This is a genomic window from Pseudoalteromonas aurantia 208, assembly GCF_014858725.1.
GTDB lineage: Bacteria > Pseudomonadota > Gammaproteobacteria > Enterobacterales > Alteromonadaceae > Pseudoalteromonas > Pseudoalteromonas aurantia.
In genome coordinates this window covers 2,334,647-2,347,740 of record NZ_AQGV01000012.1, presented here as the reverse complement: position 1 = coordinate 2,347,740, position 13,094 = coordinate 2,334,647, and the positions used below count along the sequence as shown (strand labels likewise).

At 40.1% G+C, this 13,094-nt stretch carries 11 protein-coding genes; 8 read left to right on the top strand and 3 right to left on the bottom strand.

All coding sequences use genetic code 11. The features are described from left to right. Positions 1–8 precede the first annotated feature (8 nt). Positions 9–2,240, bottom strand: a complete 2,232-nt coding sequence (locus PAUR_RS14070) for a CapA family protein (RefSeq protein WP_192508311.1) — start codon at positions 2,238–2,240, stop codon at positions 9–11. 260 nt (positions 2,241–2,500) lie between these two features. Here PAUR_RS14070 and tyrR point away from each other — a divergent pair, with 260 nt between their 5' ends. Further along, positions 2,501–4,057 carry a transcriptional regulator TyrR gene (gene tyrR / locus PAUR_RS14065; protein WP_192508310.1) on the top strand — a complete coding sequence of 519 codons (1,557 nt, stop codon included), beginning with the start codon at positions 2,501–2,503 and terminating at the stop codon, positions 4,055–4,057. Positions 4,058–4,087: 30 nt separating this feature from the next. On the opposite strand, the gene PAUR_RS14060 is transcribed toward tyrR, so the two are convergent. Continuing rightward, the gene (locus tag PAUR_RS14060; protein ID WP_192508309.1) at positions 4,088–4,576 is read right to left on the bottom strand and encodes a hypothetical protein; all 489 of its coding nucleotides are present in this window, start codon (positions 4,574–4,576) and stop codon (positions 4,088–4,090) included. Between the two features lie 133 nt (positions 4,577–4,709). Between PAUR_RS14060 and PAUR_RS14055 the strand changes: the two genes are divergently transcribed. After that, positions 4,710–5,246, top strand: coding sequence for a thioesterase family protein (locus tag PAUR_RS14055; RefSeq protein ID WP_192508308.1), 537 nt, complete (start codon positions 4,710–4,712; stop codon positions 5,244–5,246). A gap of 53 nt (positions 5,247–5,299) precedes the next feature. On the opposite strand, the gene PAUR_RS14050 is transcribed toward PAUR_RS14055, so the two are convergent. Next, positions 5,300–5,950, bottom strand: a complete 651-nt coding sequence (locus PAUR_RS14050; protein ID WP_192508307.1) for an OmpW/AlkL family protein — start codon at positions 5,948–5,950, stop codon at positions 5,300–5,302. 283 nt (positions 5,951–6,233) lie between these two features. Between PAUR_RS14050 and dapE the strand changes: the two genes are divergently transcribed. The 6 genes from dapE (at position 6,234) to PAUR_RS14020 (ending at position 13,092) form a co-directional block, all read left to right on the top strand. Further along, entirely contained in the window at positions 6,234–7,421 is a 1,188-nt protein-coding gene (dapE, locus tag PAUR_RS14045; RefSeq protein WP_192508306.1) for a succinyl-diaminopimelate desuccinylase, read from the top strand. Positions 7,422–7,590: 169 nt separating this feature from the next. Beyond that, complete coding sequence (locus PAUR_RS14040) at positions 7,591–8,037, top strand: Hsp20 family protein (RefSeq protein ID WP_192508305.1); 447 nt, start codon at positions 7,591–7,593, stop codon at positions 8,035–8,037. 249 nt (positions 8,038–8,286) lie between these two features. Beyond that, entirely contained in the window at positions 8,287–10,821 is a 2,535-nt protein-coding gene (locus PAUR_RS14035; protein ID WP_192508304.1) for an intermembrane phospholipid transport protein YdbH family protein, read from the top strand. Positions 10,822–10,832: 11 nt separating this feature from the next. Beyond that, on the top strand, positions 10,833–11,012 hold the full coding sequence (locus PAUR_RS14030; RefSeq protein ID WP_192508303.1) for a YnbE family lipoprotein: 180 nt from the start codon (positions 10,833–10,835) through the stop codon (positions 11,010–11,012). Positions 11,013–11,023: 11 nt separating this feature from the next. After that, the gene (locus PAUR_RS14025; RefSeq protein ID WP_192508302.1) at positions 11,024–11,344 is read left to right on the top strand and encodes a YdbL family protein; all 321 of its coding nucleotides are present in this window, start codon (positions 11,024–11,026) and stop codon (positions 11,342–11,344) included. A gap of 146 nt (positions 11,345–11,490) precedes the next feature. After that, a complete protein-coding gene (locus PAUR_RS14020) occupies positions 11,491–13,092 on the top strand; it encodes a winged helix-turn-helix domain-containing protein (protein ID WP_192508301.1) in 1,602 nt (533 codons plus the stop codon). Positions 13,093–13,094 lie beyond the last annotated feature (2 nt).

Below are 13,094 nucleotides of genomic sequence, written 5' to 3'. Positions count from 1 at the left end.
CAGAGCCGCTAAAAACTGCGAAAAGAAAGTGTTAATGTGAGTGCCTCATCAGTATTGACTCTAAGAAAATCAAGGCCATGCATTTTACTAGTTTGCCATTGAGATTCGTTAAATTGCAAGGGCCTTTGCCATGAAATCAACGCAATTTCATCTAATTGTAGAGTTGCATTACCGTCAGTGGGAGGAGCGTGCGTTAATGCTAAATTAACACCTCTAGCTGGCAGATTTTCAGGACCCATAACTTGACTATCATCAGGGAGTTCAAAATGATGGACGAACGGTGTCCAATCATAACTTGATGCAGTCATAAGAGGGACTCTATTGAATGAAAATTCGAACCCATCTTCCGCTGTCGTTACAGTTAATTCAGCATTAAAGTCGCCTGCATTGTCACCTTTAGCATAGCCAAAAAGTGTAAATTCGTGGTATGCATCGGAAACACTTTCCGATGGGGTGATAGGCATAGTGCGAATTGTTTGTCTAAATGGTAACCGCAAAGGGGTATTGTCGAATTGTGTTCTTGTAAGGCACATACCTTGGCGATGTCTATATACACCTGTTATACAAGGTATTGCATCTTCATCACTGTGTTCCCAGCGAGATACTTCACCAAACTCATCATCGTTATCCCAGTCTTCAAAGTCACCGAATATCATCAAATCTCTGCCGAGTGTGAATTGAGCACTGTTATTTTTGTCAGCAGTAATTTGCGCTAAAAATGCGTTGCTTGGCGCGAAAGCTCTTAAATCTACAATTTGTGTTCCAGCCGCAACGGTGATTGTTTTTGTAGTTGTTATCGGTGGAGTATTCAGGCCTTGAAAAGTGACTAAGGCATAGCCTGATTTAGGAATAACAGTCACGTTATCGTCTGAAAACTCCGCGAGCCGTCGTGATAAATAATCACTCAAAAAGCCATTTACTAACCGAGGTTGGTAGTCTTCAATATAAATTGGATATGCTTTAGCGCGCTGTATTTTGTGTTCAGCAGCATTATCAATGGTTACAGATACAGCCACACCTAACAAAGTCTCCAAGCGGTTTTGGTCGAATATTAAGTTGCCTAAACCTAAAATCGCGGGTGTCGAGTCATAAACAGCGAAGCCTTGGGCAACGTGAGGGTGGTGTGCAATAGCCAAATCAATAGAGCGTCGAGCTGCGAATTCGAAGCGGTTAGTTATGTACTGTGTCGGAGAGAAAGAGTACTCATCGCCACCATGCATTTGTACTATTGCAAAGTCATGATTTGATGCGACATCAGTGAGCGCATTGTTTAACTCTAAATCGTTGGTTAAATCGGCTGCCCCTCCCTTATTTTCTTGTGCGATATAGTTTATAGGATTGGCGTTACCGGTAATTGATGTCGCAGATACCAAGCCTAAATTAATGCCATTCACTCGAGTTGTAAGTGGGCGGTAAGCTTGAGTCGCATTTATGCCCGCACCACTATGGAGAAAACCCGCATCATTCACGTATTTTAACGTATCTATTAGGCCAGGTTCTAAATAGTCGTACACATGATTATTACCCAGTGCAACATAATCAACGCCTATATCTTTTAAACTATTTAATGTATCAGGGAGAGAGAAAAACGAAAATTCTTTGGTGGGGTGGACACTGCTTGGGTTTGATAATACAGGCGACTCTAAGTTTATTGAGCTAAAATCTGCAGTTGCAAACAAAGGTTTGATAAATTTAGTAATGTTTGTGGCACTGGTTGCCGCAGTTTCATTTTGAATGAGTGCTTGTGCAACATTAGGCACATTGTTGGTCATGGTCACTAAACTGGGGTCCATGAACCTGCGGCCGAACATAGTATCACCACCAAATAACAGTGTAGCCTGCTGTGATGTTTGCGCGATTAAATTAATGGTTGTTGATGTGGTTGATAATAAACGCATATTAGAAATATGTGGCGCATACCCAAGTTTATTTACAACAAGGGTATAGTTTCCGAGTTTTATATTTGTAACTTCTGCTAGGCCTACATTGTCGGTATTTAACACCTTACCTGCAAAAGTGACGAGTGCATTAGCAAGAGGTTGCCCTGAGTGATTAAGTACTTTTAGTGACATATTTGCGGTTTTGTCACTTTGTTGGTTTTGTTGTTGTTGTTCTTGTTGCTGCTGTTCTGTTTCTGGTGCATCGTAAGCATCTTCTACAGAGCAACCTAAAAGTAAGAGTGTAGTACACAGCGCAATTAATACATCTCTAATTGAAAACCATACTTTTTTTCTATGCATATAGCCTCGGACCTAAAAATAAAACATTATTAATACATAAATCCATCCTTTAGTATTGTAATTTAATTATTGTCATAACAACAGACTGTTTAAATATTTATTCAGATGAAATGAATGGCTGTGTGGTGATAGCTGTACAATTTGAATGTTAATTAAGAGTATAGACCTTATTGTGCAAAATAGTTTACATTTTTCTAGTCCAGTGACTATTCTTAGAGTATGATCGCGCTAAATTGATAACACCCCTTTTTGAGGAACGAATGCGTCTTGAAATTCATTGTGCAGACCGTATCGGTATTGCTCAGGAAATACTCAATATATTAGTCAATTACCAAGTTGATTTGAAAGGTATTGAAGTGGATTCTGTTAATTGCAGAATGTACGTTAGCTTTCCACCGATTGAATTTGAACAGTTTCAAAAGATTATGCCTGAGATTCGCCTTATTGATGGGGTCGAAGACGTGAGAACGACGGCTTTTTTACCATCGGAACGTGAACATAATGAGTTAAACACTTTGCTCAGTGCATTGCCTGATGGGGTCATTTCAATTGATGCGAAAGGCTGGGTGAGGCATTGTAATGATGCGGCGAGTAAAGATATTAACCTCCCAGATTCAGATATTATTGGTGAAAACATCAATAATTTATTGAAAGGGTTTAATTTTACTCGATGGCTAGAAGGGAAAGAAGTATTAGGTCAAACAACGCGAGTCGAGGTTGGTGGTGAGGATTATATTGCTGATATATTACCGATCGCAGTGCCTCAAGGTCCAGAAGGGGATGTGTTAGCTGGTGCGGTAATTAATATTAAGTCACAAAGCCGATTAGGGCAGCAAGTGAGTGCGTTTAGGCGATACGGACAAGAAAGTTTTGCGACTATCCATAATCATAGTACCGCGATGCGACGGGTTGTACGCGAAGCGCGAAAAATGGCGCAGCTGGAAGCGCCAATATTAATTACGGGTGAAACAGGGACAGGTAAAGAGCTACTGGCAAGAGCATGTCACTATGCGTCAAATCGATCGCTCAAGCCGTTTATAGCACTTTCTTGTGCTTCGTTGCCTGATGATGTTGCTGAGTCTGAGCTATTCGGTTATGCCGGATATGAAGATAATGCTGCTCCGAAACGAGGTGTACTTGAACAAGCTGATGGCGGCACTGTATTTTTGGATGAAGTGGGGGAAATGTCTCGCCAATTACAGACCAAGTTACTACGCTTTTTGCAAGACGGTACATTTAGAAAAGTCGGGGATGAAAACGAAGTTAAAGTCAATGTTAGGATTGTAGCGGCTACACAAAAAGATTTGCCAGCGATGGTACAAGAGGGGAGTTTTCGAGAAGACCTGTATTATCGAATCAATGTACTGACTTTGGAGATCGCGCCGTTACGAGACCGAAAGGCAGATGTTGGCCCGCTAGCAGAGCACTTTATTCAAAAGTACGCGCAGCAGAATGGCCAAGTTGCTCCTTTACTAGACAGTGATTGCCTCGAGTTTCTAGAACAGTACCCTTGGCCTGGAAATATACGCCAATTAGAAAACTCTATCTATCGAGCTGTGTCGTTACTCGATGATAAGCAATTGCGTGTTGAGCATATGCAACTACCGACCTTCACTCATGATTTAGGGTATCTTGAATCAGACTTTGAAGGGTCGTTAGAGCAGGCAGTAAAACGCTTTGAAGCAACGTTATTACGTAAGCTTTATCCCGCATATCCGAGTTCTCGACAACTAGCGAAAAGGTTAGGCCTGAGCCATACGGCGGTTGCGAATAAACTAAGAGAATATGGCATTAACAGAAAAACAGTGAAGGTGTAGGTAACAGCCTACACACTTTCAAATCAGGTGTTATTTAGTCCCCATATTCTTAATAACACCTTCTAGCTTGATATACTTGATGCCATTATCTTCAAAAATTACATCGATACTAATGTTATTTCGCGCAAAAAAGTAGTCAATACCATTGAGTGTAAGTACATAACTGCCTTTAACATCACTGCTAAAGTCTCCTTTACGCAGCGACAATTTGTTTTTACCTAATGTCCAGCTGAATTCATCGATAAAGCCTTTGTAAAATTCTTGGATCCACACATTACTTTCATCTTTGCTGAGTGTAATTGCGATGGAATATGACTCTGGGATTTCAGACATATTGTAACGTTTTGGGCCAATACGAAATTTTTTAATATCGCTTTCCCAACCAAAACCAAAATAAAATCCCTTTGATGCACCGCCAGAAAAGCGCAGTTCACCAGGTCCTTTAAAATCAAAATCTGCATAGCTGAAAGGTGAAAAAGCAAATAACGCAGCTGACAGTAAGATCTTAAATTTACGCATGTTTTCCCCTATGATCAAATCGTTATAACACTGTACTAAGCCTAGTTTAGTGTTTCATTCGGATCAAGTAATACTTGTGAGTGTAAGCGGCTATGATAGAATGAAGTGCCATGCAAACTGGTAAGACCATTTTATGAATCTGTATTTTCGACTATTATTACTTTTCTTAAAAATCAAGAATAATAAATTAACTCAGCCTTTATTAGATCCAGTTGATATTGATTTTAAAGTGATGCCAAGTGATTGTGATATCAATTTACACCTCACCAATTCACGATATCTTGCTTTTATGGATTTAGCCCGAACTTGGATGACAGAGAAAATGGGGCTATTCAGTGAAGTAATGAAACGTCGCTGGTTTCCTATTGTTAATGCTACAGCGATAACTTATATACGAGATATTAAGCCATTTCAAAAGTTTACCGTCACCACAAAACTAGTAAGCTGGGACCATAAATACTTTTATATAGAACAAAAGTTTCATTCGGAGCGAGGGCTACATGCAATTGCATTTGTGCGAGGCGTTTTTCGTCATAAGCATGGTATTGTTCCGATAGAAGAAATGTTAGAGGTAGCGGGCTACAAAGGAGATACACCAGAAATGCCTGTAGAAATTATGCACTGGAAAGCGATGCTAGAGGCGAAGAAAAGCAGCAATTTAGCAAAATAAAAGGCCATTAAACATGGCCTTGATGATTGAGAAAAGTACTGGTTGAAACGATTCTAGAACTTATACTTAATGCCAAGCATGGCGACAACGGGGTCAATCTCAACATCTGACGTGAGCGCTTTTTTACCATCAGCGTACACGGTAGCGTCAGTGTCGATATCCATTTTTGATAGCATTGCGTGGATGCCCCACTTATCATTGAGTTGGTAATTGAAGCCCGCTTGTACGGCAAAACCGAAAGAGTTATCTAAATCGACTTTTACATCATTTGTTCCCAATGTCGCTTTTAATGCGGCTGTTGGCTCTTCATCAAAAAAGACTGTGTAGTTAACGCCAACCCCAATGAATGGTCGAAACTTCGCACCGGCATCTAAAAAGTGGTACTGGGCTAACAAAGTAGGAGGAAGTTGCTTTACTTTCGCGATTTCGGCACCTTGTAATCCACCCGCGCCATTTACCGTATGTGAAAAGGGGGTGGCTGCAATGAGTTCAAATACGATATTGTCTGAATATTGATAGTCAAACGTAATACCCAGTTGTGTATCTGAGTCAGCAACTAAACCAAGCGCTTTGTTTTGGTCAATTGCAGAAGCTGTACTGGTAGGGTTTACATTAATAGCACCTACATTCACGCTTAGTTTAGCTTGAGCAAATGGGGTTGCAACCAAGCATGTTGATAGTAGTACTGCGCTAAATTTTTTCATTTTCATCTCCTGAATCTCTGCAAGGTAATTTGCTTTGTTGGCCCCATGTTATAGCGTTATTTTTTTATAAAATTGTTCTAGATCAAATTTTAAATTGTGTTCTTTCAGAAGTTTCTGAAAGTTTGATTTGGATTAAGTTTTGCAAATAATTAAGCGTCGATGGCCTACATTGATTTTTTGCATTACCTTCGTAAGTGACCTAAAAGCGACATAATTACGCCATTAAAGTGCAATAATTAGGCGCTGTAATAGGTAGGGTCTTTTCGCTATTTTGAGTATTGTCATGGCTCAGCAAACCGTTTTACAAAGCTCGGCACAGGATATGCTTGTTACAAGGTTGCAAACACTGATACAGGCTCCGTCAATTACACCTAATGATGCAGGCACTATTGACTGGCTTGCCAATGAGTTGCAATTGCTTGGGTTTGAAATTGATGCTTTAACATCGCAGCATGGCGTTAAAAACTTGATAGCAAAGCGATGTTTTGGGGCTGGGCCTGTTATGGCTTTTTCAGGGCATGTTGATGTGGTGCCTGCGAAGAGCGTAGGATGGATTGTCGATCCGTTTCAAGGTGAAGTTGTGAATGACAGTGTATATGGACGCGGTGCGGCAGATATGAAAGGTGGAATTGCCGCTATGCTCTGTGCGACAGAGAGGTTATGTCAGCATCATGAACATGCTATTGGTACCTTTTATTGGCTCATAACGTCTGATGAGGAAGGGGAAGCTGAGCATGGTTCAAAATATATTGCGGCGCACTTACAACAACACAATGTTCAATTAAATGGGTGTTTGGTGGGGGAGCCGACTTCGGATAAGCACGTTGGTGATACGATTAAGAATGGGCGCAGGGGTGCATTATCAGCACGAGTGCTAGTGTCGGGGATCGCAGGCCATGTGGCTTACCCTGAAAATACGGTGAATGCAGCACATATTGCAGGTGATATTGTATCTGCATTGGCGAACTTAACATGGTGGAAAGATGCTGCAGGTTCAAAAACCCATTTGCAAGTAACAGGCATATCAGTACCAAATATTATTGATAACCTCGTGCCGAGTGAATGTGAGGTTACATTTAATATTAGATATAGTCATGCTTATGATAGTAAACAGATACAATCGCTCGTGCTATCAGCCCTTAGTAAGTGGAATGCAAATATTTCTGTGAAGTGGGAACGACCATGCGAGCCTTATTACACGGGTAATAAAGGGCAAGGGTGTTTTTTATCAATGGTAGAAAGCGCGGTAGCGAGTGTGACTGCACAGTACCCGGCATTAAGCACTGCTGGTGGAACATCGGATGGGCGGTTTTTTTCCAGCGACTTTACCCAAGTCGTTGAGTGTGGGGTTCGAAATCATACAATTCATCAAACTAATGAGCATGTGCCAATTGCTGATTTGAAACAGGTAGAAAAAATTTACAGAGGAGTGCTCGCACGATTCTTCATTGGCTCAAATAGCGCAATATAAAAAATTGAAGTGGGGCCTTGAAAAAGCATTTGCCGACCATAGATAGGATTATGAAGGTGGCTCATGTAGGACCTTCATATTAATTTAATATTTTTTATATTTTTATTACGTTATTTTTGGTTCTTTAAGAAGAAAAGTAACGTTTATCGCTTATTTAGAGGATAGCATTATGCGTACCGTAGATTTATCTCCACTATACCGTTCATTCATTGGTTTTGATCATTTAGCATCTTTAATGGATGCCGCTGCACGTACCGATAAGCAGCCGAGCTTTCCGCCTTATAATATTGAGGCGCTTGATCAAGATAAATATCAAATTACGATGGCAGTAGCAGGCTTTTCAGAGCAAGAGCTTAATATTGAGTCTGAAAACAATACCTTAAAAGTAGCTGGTGTTAAGGCTGATAAAGTGAGCCAAGCCGAGCGTAAATTTATTCATCAAGGCATTGCCGAGCGTAATTTTGAGCGGAAGTTCCAATTAGGAGATCATGTTAAAGTGATCGCAGCTCAGTTAGATAACGGTTTGCTTGTAATTGATTTAGAAAGAGAGGTTCCTGAAGCGTTAAAACCTCAGAAGATAGCAATCAGAAAAAGTAAATTGATTGAAAGTAATTAGTTACTCGTCAAACGATAACTTGGTCAGGTTGGCCAAGTTTCAACTCACAATATTAAGTAATGTTAAGCCAGCTTTTATACTTTGAGCTGGCATTTTTTTGTGTGGACATTGGCTTAATGATGCATCGCACAGTTCAAAACCCAATAGCTCAACAGTCTACAACTTCTTACACAATGGCGGATACTTCAGCGCTAAATTAACGTAAGATAGCCAAGGAATAGTGGTAAAACACAGGAATTTTTGGGTTATATGCAATTAAAACGCTGGCACGTATGGACTGTACCAAGTTTAATTATACTTTTCAGTTTATTTTGGTATAAAAACTTTTTAGTACGTTATGCTGTAAACGCTTATGGGTTACCTGCATCTTTTTCGGTTACGTGTTTGTCTTGGTCAATGAATAGTTTGAGCGAGTTAAAAGTTGAAAAGTTATGTATAAAAAATGATGAGTATATAGTAACTATATTTAATGCCATCGTCTCTCGAGAGATAGCTCTGATTGGAAAGCTAGATGTTCAACACAAAAAAAGTCAGGATGCAACATCACAAAATGTTACCGCAACCCCACTGCAGATACCACTCATTGCACAGCGGCCAAGAATAAGTATCAACGAGCTCACAGTTGCGACTGAATATTTGTCAAAGCCAATATCTATAGGTCTCTATGAACATCAATTGAATGTGTTTAGGTTAGAGAGCGACCTAAAAGGGGAGGTGGCAATAAATGCAGACGCTGTAACTGTCAGATTGCACCTAGATAGCCCATTGATTTATCGAAATACACCAAAACAAATCAAACATCTAAAAGGACAGATCTCTTTTATTTATACCGGGTTATCTGTACAGGCAACAGCGGATATAAATGTAGAAAGCGCTTTTACACAGGCACAGTGCGAGGTAGGAGCTACTGTATTCGGTCAGCTTTTTCTTGATTTTGATGTTGCTACAGCATCAGCCGATCTTGATCTAAGTAAATTACAGACTGAAGCGGTTGGTACAACGTGCATAGATAGTTTACCAGAAACATATGCGAATTATGTCAAGCCTCTATTAGCGCATCCATGGGACATCTCAATTCCAAAAATAGCAAGAGGGACAACAGATACGATAGCCATTTCAAAAATAACGGCCAATAACAATCTAACGGATGAGGTCGCAATGACTGATATGGAGTTTGATATTAATAAAGCGCAGCTTACTTTTGACTGGCATTGGGTACATAGTTCGAACACGTTAGGTACATTTATACATCGCGCACAAGTCGGAGTAGATGAGCATCAGTTTACTTCACAGAATAATTTGGCGTTTCAAACGTCGGAATTGGATGTTCATGGAGTAAATTTGCATGCTGGAGTAGGCGATATCGAGTTTTCAGTCAATGGAAATATTACAGCTAGTGCCAACTTTGACGTGTCGGGCAAAGGGGTTGTACAGGCCCAGATGCTCAGATATGAAAGTACACAATTTAATGACGTAAGAGCGGCTATTGAATTTGACGCGCATAGGGGAAATGTTACAGAAATAGATGCCAATATTGAACTAAATACTGACTCGGTTAATTATGAACAGTTGGTGTTATTTGATATATCAGCCAAGGCTAATGTGGCACTGGATAAGTTGCAAAATGTGGTATTGCGTTCAGAGTCATCCGTTGGAAAAATACAACACGCGGATCTACAAATAAAAGGGGTCGAACAGCAGCTTTTTGTTAATGCCAAACTTGATACTAGCGAAAGCCACGCAAAATTTCGTTTACAGACAGCCATCGATGCGATAAAAACGCCCTCGATGAAAATTGGGGCCATTGATATTGCGAGCCAAGGAGATTTTAATCGAAGTTTATCTCTAGAGCATATTATAAGCTATGCAGAGCAAGAGTTACTGCTAGAGCATCAGTTAACCCCTCAAGGTCATCCATTCACCCTGACAATAGCACAGCAGCCGGTTGTAAACTTACAGCCTCTACTGACACAAGTTATGCCTCAATTACAGGTAACTCAAGGTACTTTTAATGGTAAAGTCGACGGCGATTTAGCATTGCAAAAGGCTGATTTTCGAGGACAACTAAAAGATGTTTCGGTGCTGTATGATAGTCACTTTATTGATGGTGTTGATACCACTTTTTCGGGAAGCCTGAGTTCAGGAGATATTAAGATTGAAAATTCTAAACTGAACATTGAGCAAATACGAACAGGCGCAGTGTTATCAAATATTACGGCTGATTATTGGGTTGATGGACAGCAAGCAACGATTGCAAAGCTGCGCGCTAACGTCTTTAACGGACAGGTGTATTTACCCCAGTTACACGTTTTTTCTGAACAGCAAACATTAGCGCTGTCGTTGCTTGATCTTGACTTGGGTATGGTTGCTGAAGCAGGCCGAGATGCGGGAATAGCGCTATCTGGTAGAGTTTCGGGCAAGTTACCTATCTTTATTAATGGTAATGCCATTAGCATTGAAAATGGCACACTCTATAATGTAGACACGGGACAATTGGTCGTTGAAGACAATGCATCGGTGAACGCCCTGAAAGCTCAACAACCAAGTTTAACCACCGTCATAGGGTTACTGGATAACTTAACGGTTAATACATTGACCAGCGACGTAAATCTCAACGCAGACGGGTGGTTGACATTAGGGGTAAAGATTGTGGGTGAAAATGAAGAGCAAGCTCAACCTGTTAATTTTAATTATACCCATACGGAGAATATTTTTACCCTGTTTAAAGCGCTACGGTTAAGTGATGAAATAACCCAACGTGTTGAACAGGCCCTCACTAAATAGGAGTAAGTTAAATGAAATGGATGATACCCATATTGAGTATTTTACTGTTGTTGGCATGTACTCATAAAGTGCAAGTTGAAACGAAAGAGCCGATCACGATCAATTTGAATGTCAAAGTTGACCATGAGATACGCGTAAAAGTAGATAAAGAGTTGGACGATTTGTTTAGCGATGACAGCGAATTATTCTAAAGGAGAATGAAATGAAAATAATTAAATTAGCATTGGTAGTTATTGCATTTAGCATGACTTTTTCTGCACTAGCACTCACGCTGACTAACGCCAAGTCGCAAGGCTTAGTCGGGGAAACGGAAAATGGATATTTGGCGTTGGTAACAAGCAACCCACAAGCACAGGCTTTAATTAAGTCAGTTAATGCAAAAAGAAAAAGTAAATATGCACAATTGGCAAAGAAAAACAATTTAAGTTTATCGCAAGTAGAGACTTTAGCTGGCCAGAAAGCAGTTGCAAAAACAGCCTCAGGTCACTTTATTAAAGTAAATGGTCAGTGGATAAAGAAGTAACTTTGTGTGGCGACACAACCAAAAAATATTCCCATACTTTTTTGGTTGTGTACGTTCGTAACCGCCCGTTTAAGTACGATATCAGTTCCTGTTTAAGCTCTTTTTTGTAATACTCTGCTTATGCTTTTCAATTGAAATATGGTGTCATGCAGTACAACATTAATGGCTTATACGTAGATTTAGTGAAGGGAGTTGTGATTGATGGAGTTGAGTGCGCAACGATTCGTAGTAAGACATTACAAGTATTAGTGAAGTTAATTGCAAACCGAGAGCGTATTGTTACCAAGCAGGAGTTGCTAGAGGATATTTGGCATGATGTCATTGTGCAAGAGCAAGTACTGGCGCAATCTATCAAAGAACTTCGAGATTTATTTGGAAGCGACACCATAAAAACCTTCCCTCGCAATGGTTATCAATGGATTGCTGATTTAGAAGTATCCTCGGTAAAGAATAAAAATAATCAAGATAAAAAAAAGATGATATGGGTAAGCGCGATATGTGTCGTTAGTTTGCTGGTATTGACGTTGGTAAATACTCTCTCTTCAAAGAGATTGAGTATTGCATTTTTGCCTGTTGATAATGCGATGCAAGATACAGAGCATAATTGGGTGTCAGTGCAAGGTCTGGAATACTTAAGCCAGCGGTTATCTCAGTCGAGTGAACTTGATGTTATTGACAGCGGCCATATTTTATATGCTTTAGAGCGGTTAGATGTTAATCAACGGCAACGATTCGACGGTGCGAATGTTTATCCTTTGCGTGCTAAATTAGAAGCTGACTTATTGGTGAAAACACGTTTAACGGGGTTCCCTGAAGATTATCAATTACATTACTTTATCTATTCTGAGCATAATGCTGAACGAGGTGTGGTTAACGCTAGAACGGTTAACCGAGGATTTGAACTATTAGTTGAGTTAATCGCAAAGCGCTTTGATTCCTATCAGCCGAGCAACTTTCAACTTAATAAAAATGTGTTTAGTAATGAAGCCTTCGCAAGGGGCGTAGAGTTATATTTACAAAATCAGTTTGAGCAAGCAAGTGCACTATTTGCAAGCGCATTACAAAGCAATCATGAGTTGTTAGCCGCAAGGCGATATCTTGCCGCTAGTTATGCAAATACCGCACGTCAAAGCGAAGCAATCACGCTATTGGAAGAAAATATTGTACTGGCAAGTAAACAGCAAAATAGAGAATTGATCAGGGCTCACTTACTGATCGGTTATTTGAAAATTAACTGGCCGACATCAGACAATCGAACAAATGAATTAAGAGAGGCCTCAGAGCACATTGCTCAAGCAAAGAAATTGGCAGAACAACAGCAAGATAAACTATTTATTGCTTATTCGTATGAAGAACTTGGGAAAATAAAACGCTTACAAGGCCGATATACACAGGCGATTAGATTGCTGACCTTAGCATTGGCTTATCATCGTGAATTTAATAGTAGCTATGGACAAACCGCTGCACTCATTGAGTTAGCTAAGGTAGCTTCTGAACAATTTGACGTTGATGAAAGTGAGCATTATTTAGAGGAAGCACTACTTATTGCGCAGAAAAGTCATGCTCAAGCGAACTTGGTTTGGGTTTATTTAGCCAAAGCAGATATTGCTCGTAGCCAGTTAAATAAAGTAAAGGCATTGCGGTATGCAAATAAGGCCAAAGAAGTCGCGCAGCAAAGTGATAGCCAGCTGCTGATCAGCCGTGTTGAAGCATGGTTTAACCATGCTTCAGTATATAGTGTTAACTAATC

What these genes read in the sequence shown, in the direction of transcription:
- PAUR_RS14070 (WP_192508311.1), bottom strand. Translation starts at nt 2,240, where the DNA reads ATGCATAGAAAAAAAGTATGGTTTTCAATTAGAGATGTATTAATTGCG.
- PAUR_RS14025 (WP_192508302.1), top strand. Translation starts at nt 11,024, where the DNA reads ATGAAAATAATTAAATTAGCATTGGTAGTTATTGCATTTAGCATGACT.
- PAUR_RS14020 (WP_192508301.1), top strand. Translation starts at nt 11,491, where the DNA reads ATGCAGTACAACATTAATGGCTTATACGTAGATTTAGTGAAGGGAGTT.
- PAUR_RS14035 (WP_192508304.1), top strand. Translation starts at nt 8,287, where the DNA reads ATGCAATTAAAACGCTGGCACGTATGGACTGTACCAAGTTTAATTATA.
- PAUR_RS14055 (WP_192508308.1), top strand. Translation starts at nt 4,710, where the DNA reads ATGAATCTGTATTTTCGACTATTATTACTTTTCTTAAAAATCAAGAAT.
- PAUR_RS14050 (WP_192508307.1), bottom strand. Translation starts at nt 5,950, where the DNA reads ATGAAAAAATTTAGCGCAGTACTACTATCAACATGCTTGGTTGCAACC.
- dapE (WP_192508306.1), top strand. Translation starts at nt 6,234, where the DNA reads ATGGCTCAGCAAACCGTTTTACAAAGCTCGGCACAGGATATGCTTGTT.
- PAUR_RS14030 (WP_192508303.1), top strand. Translation starts at nt 10,833, where the DNA reads ATGAAATGGATGATACCCATATTGAGTATTTTACTGTTGTTGGCATGT.
- PAUR_RS14040 (WP_192508305.1), top strand. Translation starts at nt 7,591, where the DNA reads ATGCGTACCGTAGATTTATCTCCACTATACCGTTCATTCATTGGTTTT.
- tyrR (WP_192508310.1), top strand. Translation starts at nt 2,501, where the DNA reads ATGCGTCTTGAAATTCATTGTGCAGACCGTATCGGTATTGCTCAGGAA.
- PAUR_RS14060 (WP_192508309.1), bottom strand. Translation starts at nt 4,576, where the DNA reads ATGCGTAAATTTAAGATCTTACTGTCAGCTGCGTTATTTGCTTTTTCA.